The organism is Rhodoferax bucti (assembly GCF_005876985.1).
Lineage (GTDB): Bacteria > Pseudomonadota > Gammaproteobacteria > Burkholderiales > Burkholderiaceae_C > Allorhodoferax > Allorhodoferax bucti.
In genome coordinates this window covers 516,729-542,133 of the sequence record NZ_VAHD01000003.1, presented here as the reverse complement: position 1 = coordinate 542,133, position 25,405 = coordinate 516,729, and the positions used below count along the sequence as shown (strand labels likewise).

Genomic DNA, 25,405 nt, shown 5'->3' with positions numbered 1-25,405 from the left:
CTGCCCTCAGAAGGTCATGGTCATTTTGTCGACCACGCTGGTCACGCCGGGCGTGCTCCAGGCGGCTTCTTTGGCGGTGTCGCGCTCGGTCCAGTTGCTGACATTGCCAGTCAGGGTGAGGGTGCTGCCGTCGATGTCGATGTTGATCTTGCCGGCGTCCGTGTGGGCGCGGCGCACCAGCGCGGCTTCAATGTCGGCTTTGGCCGCACTGAGTTTGGTACCAGGCTGCAGAATGATCTGGTTGGACACCCCATTCACGCCCATCAGGTAGCGCACCGCCACCGCCGCGGCCAGCTTCTGGAACTGCCACTCGGTTTGCCCGGTCAGGGTGATCCAGCCTTTTTCAACGGTCACGTTCACCTTGTTGCCCAGCGGGGTGGACATCCATTGCAGCGCGTTTTTGGCGGAGTTGGCAATGTCGCTGTCGTTGCGGATGCCACTGGAGGCCAGCTTTACATCGATTTCAACGGCCAAGGCGCGCACGCCCACTACGCGGCGCGCGGCTTTTTCGGCGTGGTATTTCTCTTGGTAGGTCATCACATGGCCGGCCAAGGTGACGACGCCATCTTTGGCTTCTACGCCAATGTTCTCAGCGTGGACCGAGGGTTCCCAGTGGAGTTCAGCCAGCACGTCTTGTTGGAGTTGGAGATCGGTTTTCATGGGTTTCCTTGGGTGGTTGGAGGAGGGGGCAAGGTCAGGAGGTTCAGTAGTGGTAGCGCAGGCCGAGCTTGGTGGCGCTGATGCGGTCGGTGCTTCCGCCGGGGAACTTCATGGTGTGCTCTTCGTACATCAGCACGCCGGACCATTGGGCTGCCAGCTGCAGCTCCACGCCCAAGCCATAGCTCCAGCCAAAATCGCGCTCGCTGCCGGACTGCACGCCGGACGTGGGCGCGCTGCTGACATCGGTGCGGCCGTAGGTGGTGCCCACCTTGCCCAGCAGGTTCCAGGCGGGGTTAAGCGGCATGCGGCCGATCAGGTTCAGGTTGATGCCATCCGCCGTAGTGCGGCCGCCGGCACGGTTGACCGAGCCGAAGTCGGTGTAACCCACCTCCAGACCCCAGTTGGGGCTGAATACATAGTTGCCCATGCTGACGCTGTAGGCGGTGGCCCGTTGGTCGTTGTCGAAAATGCCGAATCCGTTGCTGGGCTTGGAATAGTCGGATGAGCCGACACTGATGTCGATATAGCCCGGGCTGTAGGCGTTGCCGCGGGCGGGTGACATCTGGGCGGCGGCGGGCGCCATGGCAAACGGCGCGACAAGACACAGGGCTAGTCCTGCCAACGTGGCGCCTTGGGAGCGCTGGATGTGGCGGGGGGCGGGGATGCGGGGTGTGTGCATAGTGAGCAGCCTTTAAAGAGAAAAGAACCGGATCACTCCGGGAGACAACCTCACTGTGGGCGACTTAAGCGCCGCCATCTGTGCGCAAGCGCGCCTAAGCCGCACGGATCCGCTAAATCGACACACCCGTGACAGGCGGCTGCCAACAGGTGCGGCACTATGTACTTTGTAGTTGGCGATTTTTAAGCCAAATTGGCATGTAGCGCAGGCAGAATATGCGCGAGCAGCTATTAAAAAAGGAGCAAATTCCCATGGCAGATAACCCGCAGAAACCGGCGTTCGATGGCGACATGGCCGCGTACACCGCATTGGGCGGCGCGCTGTACCGCGCATCTGCGCTCACGCGCGGCCCCTGGCACCCGCAGCAGCAACATGCCGGCCCGCCGATTGCCTTGGTGAGCCACGCCTTGGAAGCCGCGGTCCAAGCGCATGGGCTGCACCACCTGGCCCGCTTGACTGCCAATTTGTTGCGCCCCGTGCCGATTACCGATATCGAAGTGAGGGTGCAAGAAGACTATGTGGGCCGCAATGCCGGCCATTTCTCGGCTGTGGCACTGGCCGATGGCAAAGAGCTGATTCGCGCCACCGCCCTGTTTCAGCGCGAGGACGAGGTAGGCCTGCCCGATGGCCTACCCGGCCACCCCTTGCCGCTGGCACCAAAGCAGCCGGATGCGTCGCCCGTGCAGCGTTTCCCGTTCGCGCACCATGAATGGGGCTACCCCGATCTGGTGGAAACGCGCACGGCCCAGGGCCGCATGTTTGCCGGCCCGAGTGCGGTGTGGTTTCGCATGAACCATCCGCTGGTCATGGGCCACACGCCAAGTGCCTACCAGCGCGTGGCGGTGGCAGCCGACTCGGGCAATGGCATCAGTGCGATTCTGGATTTGTCCACCCACGTGTTTGTGAACTCCGACCTCACCATCAACCTGCTGCGCAAACCGGTGGGTGAGTGGGTGTGCCTGGATGCTCGCACCCATTTGTCCAGCCACGGCGGGGGGCTGGCGGAGTCGGCTCTTTACGACGAGCAGGGCCTGATCGGGCGGGCGACGCAGAGCTTGTTTGTGAGGCGTCGCTAAGCGAGGGGTGTGTTGGTTTGCGGATGACTAGAGACAAATGATGCAAATGCGTCGGCTGGCATGGGCCTCGCAAAGAAAAAGCCCTGCGCCTCATCGCACCCGAAGCGTTGCAACAACTTGACGATGTCGGGTGTCTCCACCCCTTCTGCGATAGTTTTTAGCCCCATACTTTTGGCCATCTGGATGATGGCATTCACGATGGCGGTGTCTTCGGGGTCAGCTACGAGGTCCCGGACAAAACTCTGGTCGATTTTCAGTTTGTCGATGTCAAATCGCTTCAGGTACGACAGGCTCGAATAGCCCGTACCGAAATCGTCGATCGCCAGCTGCACGCCTAGCCCTTTCAGGCGCTTGAGGGCGGCTAGTACGTGGTCTACATTTTGAATCAACAGTGACTCGGTGAGTTCCAACTCTAGGTTCTGCGGATTCATTCCGGACTCGAGCAAGACCTTGACCAACGCCTCTTCAAGGTTGCCACGGTTGAATTGCGCCACAGACACGTTGACCGCCATGAGCAGAGCAGGCAGGCCTTGCCGGTACCATGACATAGCCTGGCGACAAGCCTCAGACATCACCCAATCACCAATAGGAACAATCAAGCCGCTATCCTCGGCAACCGGTATGAATCGGGCCGGCGAGACCATGCCCAGGTCGGGGTGGTTCCAGCGAATCAGGGCCTCGGCCCCAAAAATTCGGCCCGTGGGCAAGTCGATTTGGGGCTGGTAATGGAGAACCAATTCATTGCGTTCCAATGCGCGACGCAAGCCGTTTCGCAGGTGCAGGTGTTCCTTGGCCTCCGCGTTCATGGCTTCGTTGAAGTACCGGTAGGTGTTCCGCCCGGCTTCCTTGGCGCGGTACATGGCCATATCCGCCTTTTTGCGCAAGGTATCGAAGTCTTTGCCGTCATCCGGGTACACCGTAACTCCGATGGAGGCGGAGGTCGCGAGTTCATGCCCATCGGTGTAGAACGGCTCGTCGAGCCGATCCAGCAATTTGGCAATCACTGGGAGTGCGGCGTCTTTGTCTTTCAGGGCATTCAGCAGCACGACAAACTCATCGCCACCCTGGCGGCTGATGGTGTCACTCTCGCGCACGCAGGTGCGCAGCCGCTGCGCCACTTCCTGTAGCAGGCTGTCGCCGATGGCGTGCCCCAGCGTGTCGTTGATGCGCTTGAAGTTGTCTAGATCCAGAAACAGCAAGGAAACCTTGGTCTTTGCGCGGTCTGCTTGCGCCATGGCGACCTCTAGGCGGTCCTCCAGAAGTTGCCGGTTGGGCAATCCCGTCAGTGCATCGTGGTAGGCCATGAAGGCCACCTTGCGTTCGTTGGCTTTTCTTTCGCTGATGTCCGAGGCCATAGTCAGCACGCCATAGGCCTGGCCGGCCTGGCCGTGCAAGGCCACGATGTTCAAGCTCAATTCCAAGGCCTGCCCGCCGGGCAGATTCAGCTGCAGTTCGGTGTTGACTACTTTGCGTCCTTCAAACGCTTGCTCGCGCAGTGCTTGCAGCTCGGGGGTCTCCAAGCGCTGCGAAAAAATGGATGGGTCGTCGAGCGTCTCTTGGCGCAGCAGGTTGAACATTTTTTCTGCAGCCGTGTTCCAGCTCAGGATGCGGCCTTGCTGGTCTTGCGTGTAAATGGCTAGCGTGGAGCTGTCAATCACTACCTGCATGCGCTGGTGCGCATCTTGCAATTCGCGGGTTCGCTCTTCTACCCGTTGCTCTAGCACCTGATGGGCTTGCAACAAAGCGTCAGCCGCAGCCTTCTTTTCGCTGATGTCTTCCGTAATCCAGATGGTGGTCCGGTTATCGGCGGTTGTGGTCACCGCTTTCGCCAGGTGCCGGCACCAGACCTGGCTCCCATCATGGCGGCTATTCAGCCACTCTGCCTCCATGAGTGCGCCGGACGCCAGCGTGCCTCCTGCATGCCCGGCAAATGCCTGATGGTCCTCGTCGGAGCTGAAAAACACGCGTGTTTTCTGCCCTAGGAGTGCACCAGGGGGCCAACCGAGGATCGCATCAAAGCGTGGATTCGTCAGCTCTATCAGTCCGTTGCGGGTGAACATGATGCCCACCGAAGCGTTTTCTAGTATCGCGTCCTGCCGGTGGATCAGCTGTTGCAGCGCGGATTCTGCTTTCTTGCGCTCAGTGATGTCTTCAAAAATCCAGATCGTGCCTTCTGCCGAGTTATGGGGGTTCACCGGCTTGATGCGCATGTGGCAATCGATGGGCGTGTCGTCTTTGCGCCGCATGGTGAATTCAAGACTCACGGGCTCCCCACGCGTCAGGCGCGGGCCTGCCACTTCGCCCATGCGGGTGTAGTCGGTGTCACTCAGGTAGAACACCCGGCCGGGTTGTCCTTGCAATTCGCCCTCGGCGTAGCCGAATATCTCGTTGAAGCGCGGGTTGCAGTGCAGAACCTTGCGGTCCCGGGTGAACAGAATTCCGACCGACGCATTCTCCAGAATCGCGCGGTATTCCAGCAGAGTTTGTTGATCCAGCGAAAGGGACATCAAGCGATCAGCCATGCCCCATTCTAGGGAGTTCAGGTGGCCGCTTCGAGCCCGTTGGCAAAGTGCTCTGCCATGCGCTGCGCGGTGAGCGCAGGGTCGCGGGCAGCCAGGGCTTCCATAATGGCACGGTGCTCAGCCAGCGATTCTTCAATGCGCCCGGTCTTAAGCAGGGAGTTGTGGCGGTTGAGCTTCATGACCTTGCGCAGGTCGGCCACCATCTGGTCGCGCCAGCGGTTGTTGGCAATTTCCAGCAGGCGCATGTGGAACTTCTCATTCACCGCGAAAAATTGGTCGGTGGTGGCAGCTTTGTCTTTGCCGGGTTTGGCCGCTGCCTCCAGTGCTTTGTGCAAAGCCTGCAGTTCCTTGATTTCCGCGTCGGTGGCCTTGGTGGCCACAACGCCGGCCGCGTCGCTCTCCAGCAAGCTGAGCAGGTGGTACACATCGGCCAGGTCTTGTTGCGACACCTCAGTCACATAGGCGCCGCGGCGCACCTTCATGGTCACCAGGCCTTCGGCGGCCAGCACTTTCAGGGCCTCGCGCAGGGGGGTGCGGCTGATGCCGAACTCTTCGGCAATCTTCAGTTCGTCAATCCAGCTGCCGGGCTCCAACTCGCGCTTGAAGATGCGCTGGCGCAGCAGCTCGGCCACTTCCTCATACAGAGGGCGAGGGGCCAGCGATACAGCGGGGCGGGCATCAGACATCAAGGCGGACATACGGTGGCTTAGGGTGAAAAAACGAAAAAATGAGCCAAGTCAAAAAGTTGGTCGATTGTAAGCTGCAACCAATATTCTGAATCAATAATTATGAATAATGTAAACTTGCCGCGCTGATCCTGCCAGCGGTAACCCATAGATTGCGACCCCGCCATGACCGACAAGACGCCTGAATTTCAATCCGCCACACTGGAAGCCTGGGCCAAGGCTGCAGCCAAATCCGCCCCCGGCGGCAATGTGGACGCGCTAAACTGGATCACGCCCGACGGCATCGCGGTCAAACCCCTTTACACCGCAGCAGACACGGCCGACCTGAAGCACGCCGACACGCTGCCTGGCTTTGAACCTTACCTGCGCGGCCCGCAGGCCACCATGTATGCGGTGCGTCCCTGGACCATCCGCCAGTACGCAGGTTTTTCGACGGCCGAAGAATCCAACGCCTTTTACCGCAAGGCATTGGCGGCCGGCGGGCAGGGCGTGTCAGTCGCGTTTGACCTGGCCACCCACCGTGGCTACGACTCCGACCACCCGCGCGTGACGGGCGACGTGGGCAAGGCCGGTGTGGCGATTGATTCGGTCGAGGACATGAAGATCCTGTTCGACCAGATTCCACTGGACAAGGTGTCTGTCTCGATGACCATGAACGGCGCGGTGCTGCCGGTGTTGGCCGGTTATGTGGTGGCTGCGGAAGAGCAGGGCGTGAGCCAGGACAAGTTGTCCGGAACGATTCAGAACGACATTCTGAAAGAGTTCATGGTACGCAACACCTATATCTATCCGCCCGCGCCCAGCATGCGCATCATCGGCGACATCATTGGCTACACGGCCAAGAACATGCCCAAGTTCAACTCGATCAGTATCTCGGGCTACCACATGCAAGAGGCGGGCGCCAACCAAGCGCTGGAGTTGGCCTTCACGCTGGCTGACGGCAAAGAATATGTGAAGACTGCCATCGCTTCGGGCCTAGACGTGGACGACTTTGCCGGGCGCCTGAGCTTCTTCTGGGCCATCGGCATGAACTTCTATCTGGAAGTGGCCAAGATGCGCGCGGCGCGCTTGCTGTGGTGCCGCATCATGAAGGGCTTTGACGCCAAGAACCCTAAGAGCCTGATGCTGCGCACCCACTGCCAGACCAGCGGCTGGAGCCTGACGGAGCAGGACCCGTACAACAACGTGGTGCGCACCACCATCGAGGCGATGGCCGCGGTGTTTGGCGGCACGCAAAGTCTGCATACCAACAGCTTTGACGAAGCCATCGCGCTGCCGACCGAGTTCAGCGCGCGCATCGCCCGCAACACGCAGCTCATCATCCAGGAAGAGACCCACATCACCAACGTGATCGACCCTTGGGCGGGCAGCTACATGATGGAGAAGCTGACCCAGGACATGGCCGACGCCGCGTGGACCATCATCGAAGAGGTCGAAGCCATGGGCGGCATGACCAAGGCCGTGGACAGCGGCTGGGCCAAGCTGAAGATTGAAGCCGCCGCCGCTGACAAGCAGGCCCGCATCGACAGCGGGCAGGATGTGATCGTGGGCGTCAACAAGTACAAGCTGAAGAGCGAAGACGTGGTGGAAGCGCGCGACATTGACAACGTGGCCGTGCGTGAGTCGCAAGTCGCCCGTCTTCAAGAAATCAAGCAAAAACGCGACCTAGACCAGGTGGAATCTGCGCTGGCTGCTATCACTTTTGCAGCGGAGTCTGGCACCGGTAACCTGCTGGACTTGTCCATCAAGGCCGTCCGCCTGCGCGCCACAGTGGGCGAGGTGAGCGACGCGCTGGAGAAAGCCTTTGGCCGCCACCGTGCCGATACCAACAAGGTGAGCGGCGTGTACGCTGCGGCCTACGACAGCGCCAATGGAGACACCATGGAGTACTGGAACGCGCTGAAGGCCGACATCGCAGGCTTCGCTGACAAGCAGGGCCGCCGCCCGCGCGTGATGATCAGCAAGCTGGGCCAGGACGGCCACGACCGCGGCGCCAAGGTGGTGGCTACCGCATTTGCCGACCTGGGCTTTGACGTAGACATGGGCCCGCTGTTCCAGACCCCCGAAGAATGCGCCCGCCAGGCGATTGAAAACGATGTGCATGCAGTCGGTGTTTCGACACTCGCTGCCGGCCACAAGACCCTGGTGCCGGCCATCATTGCCGAGCTGAAAAAGCAGGGCGCCGACGACATCATCGTCTTCGTCGGCGGCGTGATCCCGCGGCAGGACTACGACTTTCTGTACGCCGCTGGCGTCAAGGGCATCTACGGCCCGGGCACGCCGATCCCGGTGAGTGCGCGGGATGTGCTGAGCCAAATTGAAAAGGCCATCGGGTGAGTCCTGAGACCGTGCAGGCCGGTCTGCTGGGGGGCGAGTCCCTCCTGCAGCGCCGCGCCATCGCCAAAGCCATCACGCTGCTGGAGTCCACGCGTGCGGACCACCGCGCGCAGGGCGATGCGCTGCTGACTGCGCTGCTGCCGCACACGGGCAAGTCGCTGCGGCTGGGCATCAGCGGCGTGCCGGGCGTGGGCAAGAGCACCTTTATTGAGGCACTGGGGCTGTACCTGATTGGCCAAGGCCACCGCGTGGCGGTGCTGACGATTGACCCCTCCAGCTCGGTGTCCGGCGGCTCCATCCTGGGTGACAAGACGCGCATGGAGCATTTGTCCATGCACGAGAAGGCGTTTATCCGCCCCAGCCCGTCCAGCGGCACGCTGGGCGGTGTGGCCGAGAAAACGCGCGAGGCCATGCTGGTCTGCGAGGCAGCGGGCTACGACATCGTGATTGTCGAGACCGTGGGCGTGGGGCAGAGCGAGACAGCGGTGCAAGGCATGACCGACATGTTTGTGCTGATGCAGTTGCCCAATGCGGGCGACGACCTGCAGGCCATCAAAAAAGGCGTGATGGAGCTGGCCGATCTGGTGGTCATCAACAAGGCCGACATTGACGCCGATGCCGCCACCCGTGCCCAAGCGCAGATCACCTCCAGCCTGCGACTGCTGGGCATGCATGGCAACCCGAATGACCAGCACAGCGACAAGCATTGGACGCCCAAAGTGATTTCACTCAGTGCGTTGCTGGGGCAGGGCGTGGACACCTTCTGGAAAGCTGTGTGTGAATTCCAGACCCTGCAAACCACCAATGGCCTGTTCAGCCAGCGCCGCCAGAACCAGTCGCTGGCGTGGATGTGGGAGCGCATCGACGCGGGCTTGAAGCAGGCATTCAAACAAAGCGGCTCCGTGCAGGCGCTGTTGCCGCAGCACACGCAGGCGGTGTTGTCCGGCCGGATGGCTGCCAGCACGGCTGCACGGGAGTTATTGCACATATGGAGCCAGGGATGAAGTTCAGCGTATGGGTATGGCGCGCTGCGGTAGTGATCGCAGGCTTGTTGGCCGGCGGCGCGCAGGCACAGGATGCGCTGGTAGCCGGGCAGGACGCTGTTTTTACATTCACACCCAGTGGCTACTTTTCCAACAAACCGGTGCAGGTGTACTACTACAAGGCGCCCCAGGCCGGTCCGGACGCCAAGGTGCTTATAGCCATTCACGGGGCAGAGCGGGATGCGACCATCCAGCGTAGCAACTGGCAAAGCTGGGCTCAGAAAAACAATGCTGTGGTGCTGGCCCCGCAATTCGACAAGGGGCCGTATCCGGACCGCTTGTTCCAGTGGGGGGGCATGGAAGATTCCGACCCGCAGTACTGGACTTTCCAGATCGTGGAGCAGCTCTTCCAAAAAGTGCGGCGCGACGCGCATCTGAACGCGGAGCGCTATTTCCTGTTTGGTCACTCAGCGGGCGGGCAGTTTGTGCACCGCTTCACCTTGATGATGAACGAGTCCCATGTGGCGGTGGCGGTCGCTGCCAACGCGGGCTCGTACACCATGCCCACCTACCAGGACTCTTTTTTCAGTCGGGGCTTTCCGTGGTTTGCGAGCGAAAAGCGCTTGCCACCCTCCCAGTTGGTGCAGGCGTTCTCTCACAAGATGGTGGTCATGCTGGGCGAGGAAGATACCAAGTCTGATTCCATGCTGCCCAAAGAGCCCGAGGCTATGGCGCAGGGCGAGCACCGCTTTGCGCGAGGCCAAAACTTTTACAAGACTGCCCTGGAGCAGGCCCAGCGCCTGCACGTAGACCTTGCTTGGACGCTTCAGACTGTGCCCGGCGTGGGCCACAGCCCCAAAGGCACGACCAAGCAGGCCGAAAAAATCTTCACCAATTTCGCTAACTGAAGGACGACAACATGCAAGACATCCTCGTACAACTGGAAGCCAAGCGCGAGCTGGCCCGCATGGGCGGTGGGCAAAAGCGCATCGACGCACAGCACAAAAAAGGCAAGCTCACCGCGCGCGAGCGCCTTGAGGTGCTGCTGGACGAAGGCACGTTTGAAGAGTGGGACATGTTTGTCGAGCACCGCTGCGTGGACTTCGGCATGGACGAGCAGAAGATTCCCGGTGACGGCGTGGTCACCGGCTACGGCATGATCAACGGCCGCCTGGTGTTTGTGTTCAGCCAGGACTTCACCGTGTTTGGCGGTGCGCTGTCCGAAGCGCATGCCGAGAAGATTTGCAAGGTGATGGACCAGGCGATGAAGGTGGGCGCTCCGGTCATCGGCCTCAACGACTCGGGCGGTGCCCGCATTCAGGAAGGCGTGGCCTCTTTGGGCGGTTATGCCGATGTGTTCCAGCGCAACGTGATGGCCAGCGGCGTGATTCCGCAGATCAGCATGATCATGGGGCCTAGCGCCGGTGGCGCGGTGTACAGCCCCGCCATGACTGACTTCATCTTCATGGTGAAGGACAGCTCTTACATGTTCGTCACCGGCCCCGAAGTGGTGAAGACCGTCACGCACGAAGAAGTGACCGCGGAAGAGCTGGGCGGCGCACTCACCCACACCACCAAGAGCGGCGTGGCTGATTTGGCGTTTGAGAACGATGTGGAAGCGCTGCTGATGCTGCGCCGGCTGTACAACTACCTGCCACTGAGCAATCGTGAGAAGGCCCCGGTGCGCAAGAGCGGCGACCCCATCGACCGCAAAGACCTGAGCCTGGACACCCTGGTGCCCGACAACCCCAACAAGCCCTACGACATGAAGGAGCTGATCGTCAAAACCGTGGACGATGGCGACTTTTTCGAGATCCAGCCCGAGTACGCCAAAAACATCATCATCGGCTTCGCGCGCATGGACGGCCAGACCATCGGCATCGTGGCCAACCAGCCGCTGGTGCTGGCCGGCTGTTTGGACATCAAGAGCTCCATCAAGGCTGCGCGCTTTGTGCGCTTCTGCGATGCCTTCAATATTCCCGTAGTCACCTTTGTGGACGTGCCCGGCTTCATGCCAGGTACCAGCCAAGAGTACGGCGGCATCATCAAGCACGGTGCCAAGTTGCTCTACGCGTACGCCGAGTGCACCGTGCCCAAGATCACCGTGATCACCCGCAAGGCGTATGGCGGCGCGTATGACGTGATGGCCTCCAAGCACCTGCGCGGCGACGTGAATTTGGCCTGGCCCAACGCCGAGATTGCGGTGATGGGCGCCAAGGGCGCGGTGGAAATCATCTTCCGCGAAGACAAGGGCGATCCTGCCAAGCTGGCAGCCAAGGAAGCTGAGTACAAAGCCCGCTTTGCCAACCCCTTTGTGGCCGGCGCGCGCGGCTTTATCGACGATGTGATCCTGCCGCACGAGACCCGCAAGCGTATCTGCCGTTCGCTGGTCATGCTCAAGGACAAGAAGCTGGAAAACCCGTGGCGCAAGCACGGGAATATTCCACTCTGATCGCCGAAGAACAAGAAAAGGACAAGCACCATGTTCACCAAAATCCTGATTGCTAACCGTGGCGAAATCGCCTGCCGCGTCATTGCCACCGCCAAGAAAATGGGCATCAAGACGGTTGCCGTTTACTCCGATGCTGACAAGGAAGCCCGCCACGTGGCGCTGGCTGACGAGGCCGTCAACATCGGCCCCGCGCCCAGCCGCGAGAGCTATCTGCAGGCCGAAAAAATCATTGCTGCCTGCAAGCAGACCGGCGCACAAGCTGTGCACCCTGGCTATGGCTTCTTGAGCGAGAACGAAGCCTTTGCCAAGCGCTGCGAGGACGAAGGCATTGCCTTCATCGGCCCCAAGGCGCACTCCATTGCCGCCATGGGCGACAAGATCGCGTCCAAGAAGCTGGCCAACGAGGCCAAGGTCAACACCATCCCCGGCTACAACGACGCGATTAGCGGCCCGGAGCAGGCGGTGGAGATTGCCAAGGGCATTGGCTACCCCGTGATGATCAAGGCCTCGGCCGGCGGTGGTGGCAAGGGCCTGCGCGTAGCCTTCAATGACAAAGAGGCTTTTGAAGGTTTTGCCAGCTGCCAGAACGAAGCCCGCAACAGCTTTGGCGATGACCGCATCTTCATCGAGAAGTTTGTGCAGGAGCCGCGCCACATCGAGATCCAGGTGCTGGGCGACAGCCATGGCAATGTGATCTATTTGAACGAGCGCGAGTGCTCCATCCAGCGCCGCCACCAGAAGGTGATTGAAGAGGCGCCAAGCCCCTTCATCAGCGATGCCACCCGCAAAGCCATGGGCGAGCAGGCGGTGCAACTGGCCAAGGCCGTGAAGTACCAGAGCGCTGGAACCGTGGAGTTTGTGGTCGGAAAGGACCAGGACTTCTACTTTCTGGAGATGAACACCCGCCTGCAGGTGGAACACCCGGTCACTGAATGCATTACCGGGCTGGACCTGGTGGAGCTGATGATCCGGGTGGCCGCGGGCGAGAAGCTGCCGCTGACGCAAGCCGACGTGAAGCGCGACGGCTGGGCCATTGAGTGCCGCATCAACGCCGAAGACCCGTTCCGCAACTTCCTGCCATCCACTGGCCGCTTGGTGCGCTTTGCGCCGCCTGAGCAAACCATGTTTGCAGCGTACCCTAAGCCCCTGCAAGGCGACTCAAATGGCGCTGACACCGGAGGTGTCAGGGTGGATACCGGCGTGCAGGACGGTGGCGAGATCCCCATGTTCTACGACTCGATGATTGCCAAACTCATCGTGCACGGCAAGGACCGCAATGACGCGATTGCCAAGATGCGCGAGGCTCTTAACGGCTTTGTGATTCGCGGTGTGTCCAGCAACATTCCGTTCCAGGCGGCGTTGCTGGCCCACCCCAAGTTTGTGAGCGGCGATTTCAACACCGGCTTCATCGCCGAGAACTACGGCAAGGGCTTCTTTGCGGAAGACGTGCCACATGACGACGCAGCTTTCCTCACCGCGCTGGCGGCCTTTGTGCGCCGCAAGTCGCGCGAGCGCGCAGCGGGCATGTCCGGCCAGTTGCCCGGCTACGCCGTGGACGCAGGCAAAGACTACGTGGTCGTCACACTGGATGCCGCGGGCAACAACAGCTACACCGCCGTGCATGTGGATGAGTTTGAAGGTGAAACCGGCTCTGCCCAAGTGCGGGTGGGCGCGAGCAGCTATGTAATTCGTAGCAAGTCCCGCCTGAACGACATTGCTATCACCGGCACGGTGAACGGCAAGGCCTTCACGGCCCAGGTGGAGCGCGGTACGCCGAAGAACCCGCTGGCCCTGCGTGTGCAGCACAACGGCACCCGCATCGATGCGCTGGTCATGTCCCCCCGCATGGCAGAGCTGCACAAGCTGATGCCACACAAGGCACCGCCTGACATGAGCCGCTACGTGCTCTCGCCCATGCCCGGTTTGCTGGTCGATGTGGCGGTGGTGCCCGGCCAGAAGGTGCAGGCCGGTGAGCGTGTGGCCGTGATCGAAGCCATGAAGATGGAAAACGTGCTGTTTGCCGCCGCCGATGGTGTGGTGGGCAAGGTGCTGGCCGCTAAAGGCGAGAGCCTGTCGGTCGATCAGGCGATTGTGGAGTTTGAACAATGAGCCCCCACGCTCCACCGCTGCGCGGGTCGCTGCCCCCCGAGGGGGCTGATCCTGCTTGGGGCGGCCCTGCGCCGGATCGCCCCGGCTTGCAACGCCCCTTCAAGGTTTTGGGTATCCAGCAAATCGCCATCGGCGGCCCCGACAAGAAGCGCCTGCAAACTCTGTGGGTGGACATGCTGGGGCTGGAAGTCACGGGTACCTTCCAAAGCGAGAAGGAAAACGTGGACGAGGACATCTGCGCCATGGGCTCCGGCCCGTACAAGGTGGAAGTTGACCTCATGCAGCCCATGGACCCCGACAAGAAGCCTGCGGTGCACACCACGCCGTTGAACCATGTGGGCCTGTGGATCGACAACCTGCCTTCGGCGGTGGAGTGGCTCACCGCCAAAGGCGTGCGCTTTGCCCCCGGCGGCATCCGCAAAGGGGCAGCGGGCTACGACATCACCTTTTTGCACCCCAAAAGCAATGACGAATTCCCGATTGCCGGGGAGGGCGTGTTGATCGAATTGGTGCAGGCCCCGCCTGAGGTGATTGCCGCTCTGGGCTGATGTGCCTGCTTGGCATAGCAGGTGGAGACAAATACGGGGGCGCTGCCCCCGTATTTGATTGCGTAAATCGTTTTGAAGACGCTACATTCAGGTCATCAAAATAGAATATGTGGGTCGCCATGAATTTCACAAAGTTTTTGTATCCCGGCATGTGGGCGATGCGCAAGATGCGCTTTCGCTCCAAGTTAGCCCTGGTGTTTGTGGTGGCCTTGATCCCGTTGGCGGCCGTCGTGTTGCAAGTCATCAGCCGCAACCAGGAAGATGCGCGGGTGACCCGCAGCGAGGTGGCAGGGGTTGAAATCGTGGACAAATCCACCGATGTGATCCGCCTGCTGCAGGCCCACCGGGGCCAGACCAATATGGTGTTGCTCGGTAACACCGCTGCGCAGGCCAACCAGATGCAGTCCCGCGCCGCCCTGAAAGAAGCCCACCAGGCCCTGGCTGGTTTCATCGCGTCGGAAAAACGTCTCAGCATGCGCAGCGAGTGGACGGGTTTGCAGCAGCGCCTGGACGGCCTCTACACCCAGCTGGACGGCAAAGATGCGCCTCAGAGCTTCGCCCTGCACACCGCTTTGGTGGAAGACATGGCCGAGTTTGTTTATGGCGTGGCCAACCAGTCCGGTTTGTTGTTTGACCCGGACCCGCTGACTTACTTGTTGATGGATATGTCCATCTCCAAACTGATTCCGCTGCGGGAGCAAGTGGGGCGGCTGCGCGGCGCCGGTGCCGGCATGCTGGCCCAGCCGACCTTGGGGGACGAGGGCGTGGGCCGCGTCCGAGTGATGGCGGATACCTTGTCCGCCTGGTCGCGCGGGGTGGCGTATTCGCAGGCCATTTTGTCGGATGCCGGCTTCAAAGACAGTGCGGGCGAGGCGGCACGTGCTGCGGTAGCCGGTTTTGTGGCCTTGAGCAAAGAGCGATTTCAGTCCGGCGCCGCCAGCGGCAACTCGGATGCCTATTTCGCGGCCGGCACCCAGGCGATTGAGGCCATCGGCGCTTACCACAAGCAGGTCAACAAGGTGCTGGTGGAGCGCCTGAAGGCGCGCGAAGCCGATTTGTACAACCAGACGATTCTGATCAGCGTGGGCAGTTTGCTGGCGGTGCTTGTGCTGTCGTATGTGTTGCTGTCGTTCAACATCAGCTTCCTGTCGGATTTGCGGCAGGTGCTGTATTTCATGGAAGAAACGGCTAGCGGCAATTTGCGGCACCAGGTGCGCATCCGGGGGAGCGATGAGCTGTCTGATATGTCCCACGCCATGGATGTGATGGTGAACAACATTTCGGTCATGGTGGCCAGCGTGCGCAGCAACTCTGCGCTGGTGGCCAACTCGGGCGATACCCTGGTGATGGGCAACCGCTCCTTGTCAGACCGCACCGAGCAGCAGGCGGCCAATTTGGAGCAAACCTCTGCCAGCGTGCAAGAGCTGGCCAGCACCGTGCGCGACAACGCCACGGCGGCCCAAGCCTCCGACCATGCCGCGCAAGGCGTGCGCGGCACGGCGGAGCAGGGCGCCGCCGGCATGACGCAGGCAATTGCCTCCATCGAGGCGATTGAGGCCAGCACCCGCCGCATGGACGAAATCGTGGGCGTGATCGATGGCCTAGCCTTCCAGACCAACATCCTGGCCTTGAATGCGGCAGTCGAGGCGGCGCGGGCCGGCGAGTCCGGGCGTGGCTTTGCGGTGGTAGCCACCGAGGTGCGCTCGCTGGCGCAGCGCTCGGCGGCCTCGGCCAAAGAGATTCGCCAGCTGATCAGCGCATCGTCGGCGCAAGTGGCGGCCGGTGTGCAGCAAATCCGCGATGCGGCCTCCAACATCACCGCCATTGTGGATGGCGTGCGCGGGGTGGCGGGCAATATGTCGCTGATTTCGGCCTCCAGCGCAGAGCAAAGCGCCAGCTTGTCGGAGATCACCACCGCCATCCGTCAGCTGGATGAAATCACCCAGCAAAACGCCTCCATGGTGGAGCAGGCGGTGGACCAGGCAACGGCCTTGCAAACCCGTGCCAGCGTGCTGGCGGACGCGGTGTCGGTGTTCAAGCTGCAGCAAGGTTCGGCAGATGAAGCCCGGGCTTTGGTGGAGCGGGCGCTGGACTTGCGCCGCAGCAGCGGCCGGGGCGATGCTTTTGCACGCGAAATCACCGCCACGCACTCCAGCCTGTTTGACCGCGATATGTATGTCTTTTTGCTGGACCGCAACGGCCAGTACCTGGCCTTCGCCGGCAACCCCGCCAAGGTGGGCAGCCGGGTGCAGGACGTGGCGGGCATAGACGGCAATGCGCTCATGGCCTCGATCACCCATCAGGCCGACAACGCACCGGGCTGGGTGGAGTACGACATCGTCAACCCGCTCAATGGTCAGGTGCAGACCAAGATGTCCTATGTCGTCAAGGTGGACGAGGGCTATGTGGGCTGCGGCGTCTACAAGACCCTGATGGCCCGCCTTTAACGGGGTTTGGCGGCGGCCCGCTGTGCCCGTGAGCGGGCCAGCGCGGCTTCGATGATGGCGCGCTTTTTGTCGAGCACGGCTGGGTCGGTGTGTTGCGAGTGGGCCGGCAAATCGGCCAGCTTCATACGGGCCTTGGCTTCCAGCTGATCGGCGTGTTCTTCCGCCTCCCGTGCCAGCCGCACGGTGCGTGCCTCAAAGCGCTGGCGGGCCACCGTGGCTTGCTCCGCACTCCACGCCGCCCAACCGGTTGCCTCGCCGGAAGCCGGCTCCAGCACAATGCAGTCCACCGGGCACACCGGAATGCACAGCTCGCAGCCGGTGCAGTCGGCCTCTATCACCGTGTGCATGCGCTTGTTGCTGCCGATGATGGCATCGGTCGGGCAGGCCTTGATGCACAGCGTGCAGCCTATGCACCAGTCTTCGTCAATCCAGGCGATGGTACGTGGGCCTTCTTGCCCGAATTCGGGGTTCAGGGGAGTGTTTGCCTGGCCTGTGATGGCCGCCAAACGGGCAATGCCCTCGGCTCCACCCGGAGGGCATTGGTTGATGGCCGCTTCGCCGTGGGCAATCGCTGTGGCATACGCCGCACAGTCGGGGTAGCCGCAGCGGGTGCACTGCGTTTGCGGCAAGGCATCCAAAATCTGCTGCGCCAGCAGCGGCGCAGCGACCGTCATGCCTGTCACTTGGTGGCAGTGGCCCGCTTGGCTGCTACTTTTTTGGTAGCTGCTCGCGCGGGTGCAGCGGGCGCTACAGCCGGTTTTTGCACTATTTTTGCTTTGGGGGCCGGAGTGGCTTGCACCGCAACTGGCACAGCCGCTGCGGTAACAGCCGGTGCCGCGACTTCGGTGGGTGCCACTTTCGCCACCACTACAGCCTCTGCCGCCACCGCTTCCGTCACGACCGGGCGGGATGTGGGCAGGGAGTGGTTTTTGATGAAGGCTTTGACCTGCGGGTACACATGCTCGCGCCAGCGGCGGCCGCTGAAGATGCCGTAGTGGCCGGCTCCCTTGGCATCAAAGTGGCGCTGCAGGGCCTTGGGCACCCCGCTGCAAATGTCGTGCACTGCTTGCGTTTGGCCCGAGCCGGAGATGTCGTCCAACTCGCCTTCCACCGACATCAGCGCGGTGGTGGTGATATCGGCCGGTTTGACGCGCTCCAGCTTGCCTTGCTCGTTGCGCACATCCCAGGTGCCGTTGACCAGCGCAAAGTCCTGGAACACCACGCGGATAGTTTCGAGGTAGTAGTCCGCATCCATGTCGAGCACCGCGTTGTATTCGTCGTAGAACTTGCGGTGGGCTTCGGTGCTGGCTTCATCGCCCTTGATCAGGTCTTTGAAGTAGTCGTAGTGGCTCTTGGCGTGGTGGTCCGGGTTCATGGCCACAAAGCCGGTGTGTTGCAAAAAGCCGGGGTAGACGCGGCGGCCGGCACCGGGGAAGTTGCTGGGCACGCGGTAAATCACGTTGTTCTCGAACCAGCTATGGCTCTTGTTCATGGCCAGGTTGTTCACGGCGGTGGGCGACTTGCGCGCGTCGATGGGGCCGCCCATCATGGTCATGGTCAGCGGCGTGGTTTCGCCACGGCTGGCCATCAGTGACACCGCAGCCAGCACTGGCACGGTGGGCTGGCACACGCTCATCACGTGGCAGTTGCCATATTTGCCCTGCACATGGCGGATGAACTCTTGCACGTAGTTCACATAGTCATCAAGGTGGAATTCACCCTCTGCCAAGGGCACCAGGCGGGCATTTTTCCAGTCGGTGATGTAGACCTTGTGGTCTTTCAGCATGGTTTTCACCGTGTCGCGCAACAGGGTGGAATAGTGGCCCGACAGGGGCGCCACGATCAGCACCACCGGCTGACCCTTGATTTTTTCCAGAGTAGCAGTGTCGTCGGTGAAGCGCTTGAAGCGGCGCAGCTCGCAAAAAGGCTTGCTGAGCTCAATACGCTCGTGGATGGCCACGTCCACGCCGTCCACATCGATGGTGCGCAGGCCGAATTCGGGCTTTTCGTAGTCCTTGCCCAGGCGGTGCATCAGGTCGTAGCTGGCCGACAGGCGCTGGGCGAAGGGGCTTTGTCCTGCCAGCGAGAGGGGGTTGCTGTACAGCTTGGCAGCAGCCAGAGCCAAATCAGAAAACGGCTCCATCAAGGAACGTTGGGTTTCGTAGAGTTGGTACAGCATAAAAGGCTCGCTTTCGGAAAATGTTGCAGTGCAATATAACAGCGTTGCGTGTTTCAGCGGTTACTGGCTTTGAGAATGCCGCTAATGGCATTGCGGCTGTGGGAGCCGAAGTTGGTTAGCAGCTCGGCCACCAAGGCGTCCAGCCGGGCCCGTGCTTCGGGCTGGGCGGTGGCCAATTCCTTCACCAGCATGATTTTGTCTTCCTGGGTACCAAAGTCAAACGCCGGGTCCGAGACAAAACCTGCCGGCACGCTGGCAACCAGCGTTTGCGCCAGCCGGCTTCCGTAGCCCGCCGCTTGGGCGGCCACCACGTTGCGCAGGTAAAGGTCGTACCACTCGGGGTAGCTGCTGTCTTTGTCGGCGTGGCGCAGGGCCTGGTCGATCGGGGTGTCCTGCTTGGCCAAGGCGGAGTTGAGCAGCAGCTCGGATTGGTATTTTTCCAACGCCAGGTGGCGATTAGAGAGCAGGACCACCATGTCATTCTTCATGCCCGCAAAGCCGGCCATGGCCATAGCGTTGGCGGCCAGCAGTTTGAGGGTGGAGTCCCCCGGGGCCAGGCTGGCGTGGTAAGGCTGGGTGAGGTCTTCCACGTAGTGCAGCGCTAGGCCGGTGAAGCGCCATCCCCAATACGGGTGCCCGGTCCGGAAGGCGAGCGAGGCCAGGGTGGAGTACTGGTAGACCCGCAGTTGCGGGAAGGTGCGCTTGAGAAACGGGGCCGCCGTGTAAAGGACCTTGCTCTCGTGCATGAAGCCCATGTGGAAGGGGGCTTGGGTGGAGTAAGGCAGCACGGGGTTGCCAAAAGGCAGCGTACCGAAGCCGTACATCTTGCCCCAATCGGAGGGGCTGTCGTCCCAGAGGTTGATGTCCAGGCCGTAGTCCGGTTCATCCACTGCGGTGGCTACTACGGCGAGGGCCGAGAGGCTGTCTCCGGCCTTGACGGGTTGGAACTTCTGGCTGGCATTGCCCAGCATGGGCAGGGTGGTGACTGCCTCGGAAGGCAAGCGGGGGCCGGGCCCGGTTGCTGTGCGCGGATCGGGCTGGATGAACAGGGCGAATTTGCTGTTGGGCGCAATCCGCAAGGCGTGGGCGAAGGCGAGACGGCGGGCTTCGTCAGACCGGTCGGCGTTGGCGGTGAACGCCAGCTTGGCGGGGCGGGGCGGGTAGTGCTCCAGATTGGCAGCCGCCCAAGCCTCTTGGCTGGCTAACAGCGCTTCGATGGTTTTTTCTTCGGACTTGAGGAAGGCTTCCAGGGGCTCGACCGTCACGGCTGCGGCATTGACCACCTCCGGCATGACTTCCAGGGCGCGGTAGGCCGCCAAGGTGTGGTTGCCCCAAGCTCCGGCGGTGGTGGACATCAGCCCCAGCAGGGCTCCCAAGGCATACGCCAGTTTTTTCATGCATTTTCCTTCAATAGCGCCCGTGGAATATGCGCGGGCAGCTATCAAAATAGTAGCTGCCCGCCCGGGGCCAAGGCCCCGTGGTCACGACTTAAACGACCTTGGCGATCGCCTGGCAGACGTAGTCGATGTTCTTGCTGTTCAGGGCAGCAACGCACATGCGGCCGGTGTCGGTCCCGTAGACGCCGAACTCGGAGCGCAGGCGCACCATCTGGTCTTTGGACAGGCCGGAGTAGCTGAACATGCCGATCTGGGTGGTGATGAAGGACATGTCCTTGGCCACGCCGGCGGCCTTGAGGCCGTCAACCAGCTTCTGGCGCATGGCCTTGATGCGCACGCGCATTTCGCCGAGTTCCTGTTCCCACTGGGCACGCAGCTCGGGGTTGTTCAACACGGCAGCCACGATGGCACCACCGTGGGTGGGTGGGTTGGAGTAGTTGGTACGGATCGCGATCTTGAGCTGGCTCAGGACGCGGTCGGTTTCTTCCTTGCTGCTGCCGACCACGCTCAGGGCGCCCACGCGCTCGCCGTACAGGCTGAAGCTCTTGGAGAAGCTGGTGGACACAAAAATGTTCAGTTCAGCCGCCACAAACTTGGCGATGACGGCGCCGTCTTCAGCGATGCCGTAGCCGAAGCCTTGGTAGGCCATGTCCAGGAAGGCAGTCAGTTTGCGCGCCTTGACCACAGCGATCACCTGGTCCCACTGGGCGGCAGTGATGTCGTAACCGGTGGGGTTGTGGCAGCAAGCGTGCAGCAGCACGATGGTGCCTTCTGCGGCGCTGCTCAACTTGGCCAGCATGCCTTCAAAGTTGATGCCGCCCAGACCGCCGTTGGCGCTCTGGTCGAAGTAGGGATAGGTGTCCACGGGGAAGCCGGCATTGGTGAACAGCGCGCGGTGGTTTTCCCAGCTGGGGTCCGAGATCAGCACGGTCGCGTTGGGGCTGATTTTCTTCAGAAAGTCTGCGCCGATTTTCAAACCGCCGGTGCCGCCAATGGCTTGCACGGTCGCCACGCGGCCGCTTTTGACCACGTCGGAGTCAGCACCGAAAACCAGGCCCTTGACTGCCGCGTCGTAGGCGGCAATACCGTCGATAGGCAGGTAGCCGCGTGCAGTGGGTTTGTCCATCATGGTCTTTTCAGCCGCTTGCACGCATTGCAGCAGGGGCAGTTTGCCGTTGTCGTCGAAGTACACGCCCACGCCCAGGTTCACTTTGTTGGGGTTGGTGTCAGCGTTGAATTGTTCGTTCAGACCCAGGATGGGGTCGCGGGGAGCCATTTCGACGGCGGTAAAGAGAGACATGGATAAGTCCTGTGCGGAGGGGAGCGACAAAGAGGCCCGGTGGAGGCCCCGGAGAGAAGCCGGTATTTTAAGGGGCACCGCCGTGGTGCCCGATAAGCCGCGCGTTAGTAGCCAAAGCCGGCTGCCAGGCGGTGCGTGGTTTCTGCTGCACTGGTAGAGAGGCAGCCACGGGTGTTTTGCCCGGACCACAGCGGGCTGAAGTCGCTGGAGCCCGCTGCTTCGGCCTTCGCACGCAAGGGGGCCATGGCTGCTGTTGCGAGCGGAAAAGCGGGCGCCACGGGGGATATGGGCCCCAGGCTGCGCATGGCATGGTTCAGGATGCCGCGGGCCGGTCGGCCGGTGAATACGTTGGTCAGCGCCGTTTGCGCACCCGCCGGATTTTGCAAGGCTTGGCGGTGCAAGGCGCTGGTGCTGCTTTCGTGGCAGGTGAGGTAGGCGGTTCCGGCTTGCACCCCCGCTGCTCCGCGGGCCATGGCAGTGGCCACCGCCTCGGCATCCACAATGCCTCCCGCGGCGATCACCGGAATTTGTAGGGCTTGGGTGAGTTGGGCGAGTAAGTCGCGCAGCGGAATTTGGCTGTGCAGGTCATTGCTTAAAAACATGCCGCGGTGGCCGCCCGCTTCCACGCCTTGTGCGATGACTATGTCTGCGCCATGGGCCTGCAGCCAGAGCCCCTCCTCCAGGGTGGTGGCAGATGAAAGCACCAGCGAGCCCATCGCTTTCACACGGGCCAGTAAATCGGGCGCGGGCAAACCAAAATGAAAACTCACTACTGCAGGGCGGAATGCTTCCAGCACTTCGGCCATGGCCGCAGAGAAGGGAGCCCGGCCGGGCCCGGGAGTGATGTCCGCCTCGGTAAGGCCCCACTGCTGGTAATGAGGCTGCAGGGCTTGGCGCCAGGCCGCTTCGGCTCGGGGAGAGGGCGCAGGTGCCTCGTGGCAGAAAAAGTTGACGTTGTAGGGCCGCTGTGTCAGCGTTTGCAGCTTGCGGAGCTCCGCATCCAGGGTGTCTGCGGTGAGCATGGCGGCGGGCACGGAACCCAGAGCTCCGGCTTCACAAACAGCAGCGGCCAGCGCCGCCCCTTGCGCGCCGGCCATGGGCGCTTGCATGAGCGGGAGTCGTACCCCCGGAAACAAAGTGTTTTCCAACGCGTCTCCTGTGCAGTGGCGTGGCTAGTCTACAGTCTCATCTTTCGCTGCTTTTGCTTCTTTTTTTGACTGCCGACCGGACTTGCCATGCCTGCTTCCAAGAATCCCGCCCCTCTTGCTGTTGTGGAGAACGACGCCTCGGAGCAGGTACGCACCGGCACCTTTGTCAGTTACCCGGACTCGCCGTTTGAGCTGTACCAGCCTTATCCCCCGGCGGGTGACCAGCCTACTGCCATCGACCAGTTGGTCAGTGGTGTGGAAGACGGCGAGGTGTTTCAGACGCTGTTGGGGGTGACCGGCTCAGGCAAAACCTTCACCATGGCCAATGTGATCGCCCGCCTGGGGCGCCCGGCCATTGTGTTTGCGCCTAACAAAACGTTGGCGGCGCAGTTGTACAGTGAATTCCGCGAGTTTTTCCCCAAAAACGCGGTGGAGTATTTCGTCAGCTACTACGACTACTACCAGCCCGAGGCTTATGTGCCGCAGCGCGACTTGTTTATCGAGAAAGACAGCGCGATCAACGAGCACATTGAGCAGATGCGCCTCTCGTGCACCAAGAGCCTGCTGGAGCGGCGCGATGTGGTGATCGTGGCCACGGTGTCGGCCATTTACGGTATCGGCAAACCCGAGAGCTACCACCAGATGGTAATGACCTTGCGCACCGGCGACCGAATGGGCCAGCGCGACATGATTGCCCAACTGGTTCGCATGCAGTACCAGCGCAACGATATGGATTTCAGCCGCGGCGCCTTCCGCGTGCGCGGTGACACCATCGACATCTTTCCGGCGGAACACTCTGAAATGGCGATTCGGGTGGAGCTGTTTGATGACGAAATCGAGAGCCTGCAGCTGTTTGACCCGTTGACCGGGCGCATTCGCCAGAAGATTCCCCGCTTCACTGTGTACCCCAGTAGCCACTATGTGACACCCCGGGAACAAGTGCTGTCGGCAGTGGAAGCCATCAAGACCGAGCTGGCAGACCGGCTCAAGGAGTTTGTGGGTATGGGCAAGCTGGTGGAGGCGCAGCGCCTGGAACAGCGCACCCGGTTTGATTTGGAAATGCTCAGTGAAGTGGGGCATTGCAAGGGCATTGAAAACTACTCGCGCCATCTGAGTGGTTCCGCCCCCGGCGAACCACCGTCTACGCTGACCGACTATTTGCCCAAAGACGCGTTGATGTTTCTGGACGAGAGCCACGTGTTGATCGGTCAGTTTGGGGGTATGTACAACGGCGACCGGGCGCGGAAGACCACGCTGGTGGAGTACGGTTTCCGTCTGCCCAGCGCCTTGGACAACCGGCCGCTGAAGTTTGAAGAGTTCGAAACCAAGATGCGCCAGGTCGTCTTTGTGTCTGCTACGCCCGCCCAATGGGAAAACGAGCACGCCGGCCAGGTGGTGGAGCAGGTGGTGCGCCCCACCGGCTTGGTCGACCCCGAGGTGGAAGTGCGGCCTGCCGGCACCCAGGTGGACGATGTGCTGCAGGAAATCCGCATCCGGGTGGACAAAAACGAACGGGTGTTGATCACGACGCTCACCAAGCGCATGGCGGAGCAGCTGACGGACTACCTGACGGACAACGGCGTCAAGGTGCGCTATCTGCACAGCGATGTGGACACGGTGGAGCGTGTGGAGATATTGCGCGACTTGCGGCTGGGCACTTTTGACGTGTTGGTGGGTATCAACTTGCTGCGCGAGGGCTTGGATATCCCGGAGGTGTCACTGGTGGCCATTCTGGATGCTGACAAAGAAGGCTTCTTGCGCTCAGAGCGTTCTTTGATTCAAACGATTGGTCGCGCGGCCCGTAATCTGGAAGGCAAGGCGATTTTGTATGCCGACAAAATTACGGACTCCATGGCGCGGGCCATCGGGGAAACCGAGCGGCGCCGTAAGAAGCAGATTGCCCACAACCTTGAGCGTGGCATTACCCCCAAAGCCATTGTGAAGAAGGTGCGTGATCTGATTGACGGCGTGTACAGCGAAAAGGCCGGCAAGGAAGCCGAGCGCTTGGAGCGTGATGCCCAGCAGCGCGCGCAGGTAGAGGACATGAGCGAGAAGGATATTTCCCGCGAAATCAAGCGCCTGGAGAAACTGATGATGGAGCACGCTCGCAATTTGGAGTTCGAAAAAGCCGCGCGCGTGCGCGACCAATTGACCATCCTGAAAGAGCAGGCATTCGGTGCACCGGGGTCCGACAACATCGTGAGCCTGTAAAGTTGACTAATCCTATCGGGTACATAGACTGATCAGTCTGCTTACCCGACTGAACTGCGGGGTTGAGTGCTATACTTGAGTCCGCTAGTCAATAACCCACCCGAAGGAGCAAGCGATGCGTCTCACCACCAAAGGCCGTTTTGCGGTCACCGCGATGATCGATCTGGGCCTGCGCCAAAGCTCCGGGCCCGTGACGTTGGCAGCGATCAGCCAGCGCCAGCAAATTTCTTTGTCGTACCTGGAGCAGCTCTTCGGCAAACTGCGCCGCCATGACCTTGTGGAATCCACCCGGGGCCCCGGTGGCGGTTACACCTTGGCTCGCAAGGCCTCTGACATTACCGTAGCGGAAATCATCACCTCCGTGGATGAGCCGATCGATGCCACCCAATGCAGCGGCAAAGAAAACTGCCTGGGCGAGGGCGCCCGCTGCATGACCCATGACCTGTGGGCGTCTTTGAACACCCGCATGGTGGAGTTTCTGGACTCGGTCACCTTGCAAAAGCTGGTGGACGACCAGCTGGCCAAGGGCCTGCAAATTGAGGACAAGCCCACCATCAAGCGCGCTATTTCTGCCATGCCGGTAGTGAAGCCCATCCGTGTGAATGCCCCGAATTCGGTGTTCGCATTAGGTAACGTTTTTTCTAAATCCTGATTTTTACTGACAGCCAGCA

At 61.3% G+C, this 25,405-nt stretch carries 19 protein-coding genes; 10 read left to right on the top strand and 9 right to left on the bottom strand.

The genetic code is table 11. The features are described from left to right. Positions 1-6: 6 nt before the first annotated feature. Together FDM28_RS13530 and FDM28_RS13525 are read right to left on the bottom strand one after the other, a co-directional pair. Positions 7-660, bottom strand: coding sequence for a BON domain-containing protein (locus tag FDM28_RS13530; protein ID WP_138515929.1), 654 nt, complete (start codon positions 658-660; stop codon positions 7-9). A 43-nt stretch (positions 661-703) separates the two neighbouring features. Beyond that, positions 704-1,339: an outer membrane beta-barrel protein gene (locus FDM28_RS13525; protein WP_138515927.1), complete on the bottom strand. Its 636-nt coding sequence runs from the start codon at positions 1,337-1,339 to the stop codon at positions 704-706. Between the two features lie 251 nt (positions 1,340-1,590). On the opposite strand from FDM28_RS13525, the gene FDM28_RS13520 reads away from it, so the two are divergent. Beyond that, positions 1,591-2,415: a thioesterase family protein gene (locus FDM28_RS13520; protein WP_240792010.1), complete on the top strand. Its 825-nt coding sequence runs from the start codon at positions 1,591-1,593 to the stop codon at positions 2,413-2,415. Here FDM28_RS13520 and FDM28_RS13515 read toward each other — a convergent pair. Further along, on the bottom strand, positions 2,412-4,937 hold the full coding sequence (locus tag FDM28_RS13515; RefSeq protein ID WP_138515925.1) for a sensor domain-containing protein: 2,526 nt from the start codon (positions 4,935-4,937) through the stop codon (positions 2,412-2,414). The genes FDM28_RS13520 and FDM28_RS13515 overlap by 4 nt on opposite strands. 17 nt (positions 4,938-4,954) lie before the next feature. Then, positions 4,955-5,635, bottom strand: a complete 681-nt coding sequence (locus FDM28_RS13510) for a GntR family transcriptional regulator (protein ID WP_240792009.1) — start codon at positions 5,633-5,635, stop codon at positions 4,955-4,957. Positions 5,636-5,788: 153 nt separating this feature from the next. Here FDM28_RS13510 and scpA point away from each other — a divergent pair, with 153 nt between their 5' ends. From scpA to FDM28_RS13475, 7 genes are all read left to right on the top strand, one after another. Next, positions 5,789-7,960, top strand: a complete 2,172-nt coding sequence (gene scpA, locus FDM28_RS13505) for a methylmalonyl-CoA mutase (protein WP_138515923.1) — start codon at positions 5,789-5,791, stop codon at positions 7,958-7,960. After that, a complete protein-coding gene (gene meaB, locus FDM28_RS13500) occupies positions 7,957-8,964 on the top strand; it encodes a methylmalonyl Co-A mutase-associated GTPase MeaB (RefSeq protein WP_138515921.1) in 1,008 nt (335 codons plus the stop codon). Before scpA ends, meaB begins: the two co-directional genes overlap by 4 nt. After that, a complete protein-coding gene (locus FDM28_RS13495; RefSeq protein ID WP_138515919.1) occupies positions 8,961-9,851 on the top strand; it encodes an alpha/beta hydrolase family protein in 891 nt (296 codons plus the stop codon). Before meaB ends, FDM28_RS13495 begins: the two co-directional genes overlap by 4 nt. A gap of 11 nt (positions 9,852-9,862) precedes the next feature. After that, complete coding sequence (locus FDM28_RS13490; protein WP_087493582.1) at positions 9,863-11,395, top strand: acyl-CoA carboxylase subunit beta; 1,533 nt, start codon at positions 9,863-9,865, stop codon at positions 11,393-11,395. A gap of 30 nt (positions 11,396-11,425) precedes the next feature. Beyond that, positions 11,426-13,504: an acetyl-CoA carboxylase biotin carboxylase subunit gene (locus FDM28_RS13485; RefSeq protein ID WP_138515917.1), complete on the top strand. Its 2,079-nt coding sequence runs from the start codon at positions 11,426-11,428 to the stop codon at positions 13,502-13,504. An 86-nt stretch (positions 13,505-13,590) separates the two neighbouring features. Beyond that, positions 13,591-14,052 carry a VOC family protein gene (locus FDM28_RS13480; RefSeq protein WP_138516324.1) on the top strand — a complete coding sequence of 154 codons (462 nt, stop codon included), beginning with the start codon at positions 13,591-13,593 and terminating at the stop codon, positions 14,050-14,052. Between the two features lie 119 nt (positions 14,053-14,171). Further along, positions 14,172-16,499: a methyl-accepting chemotaxis protein gene (locus FDM28_RS13475; RefSeq protein ID WP_240792008.1), complete on the top strand. Its 2,328-nt coding sequence runs from the start codon at positions 14,172-14,174 to the stop codon at positions 16,497-16,499. On the opposite strand, the gene rsxB is transcribed toward FDM28_RS13475, so the two are convergent. The 5 genes from rsxB to FDM28_RS13450 form a co-directional block, all read right to left on the bottom strand. After that, positions 16,496-17,173 (bottom strand): electron transport complex subunit RsxB, encoded by a 678-nt coding sequence (gene rsxB, locus FDM28_RS13470; RefSeq protein ID WP_138515915.1) that lies wholly within the window; start codon positions 17,171-17,173, stop codon positions 16,496-16,498. The two genes, FDM28_RS13475 and rsxB, sit on opposite strands and share 4 nt — an antisense overlap. Positions 17,174-17,178: 5 nt before the next feature. After that, entirely contained in the window at positions 17,179-18,678 is a 1,500-nt protein-coding gene (locus FDM28_RS13465) for a polyhydroxyalkanoate depolymerase (RefSeq protein ID WP_138515913.1), read from the bottom strand. A gap of 53 nt (positions 18,679-18,731) precedes the next feature. Then, positions 18,732-20,075 (bottom strand): phospholipase C/P1 nuclease family protein, encoded by a 1,344-nt coding sequence (locus FDM28_RS13460; protein ID WP_138515911.1) that lies wholly within the window; start codon positions 20,073-20,075, stop codon positions 18,732-18,734. A gap of 91 nt (positions 20,076-20,166) precedes the next feature. Beyond that, a complete protein-coding gene (locus tag FDM28_RS13455) occupies positions 20,167-21,375 on the bottom strand; it encodes an amino acid aminotransferase (protein ID WP_138515909.1) in 1,209 nt (402 codons plus the stop codon). Positions 21,376-21,479: 104 nt separating this feature from the next. Continuing rightward, complete coding sequence (locus FDM28_RS13450; protein ID WP_276611945.1) at positions 21,480-22,523, bottom strand: NAD(P)H-dependent flavin oxidoreductase; 1,044 nt, start codon at positions 22,521-22,523, stop codon at positions 21,480-21,482. Positions 22,524-22,610: 87 nt separating this feature from the next. Between FDM28_RS13450 and uvrB the strand changes: the two genes are divergently transcribed. After that, on the top strand, positions 22,611-24,734 hold the full coding sequence (gene uvrB / locus FDM28_RS13445; protein WP_240792007.1) for an excinuclease ABC subunit UvrB: 2,124 nt from the start codon (positions 22,611-22,613) through the stop codon (positions 24,732-24,734). 115 nt (positions 24,735-24,849) lie between these two features. Further along, positions 24,850-25,386: a Fe-S cluster assembly transcriptional regulator IscR gene (iscR, locus tag FDM28_RS13440; protein ID WP_138515907.1), complete on the top strand. Its 537-nt coding sequence runs from the start codon at positions 24,850-24,852 to the stop codon at positions 25,384-25,386. The last annotated feature ends 19 nt before the right edge of the window (positions 25,387-25,405 follow it).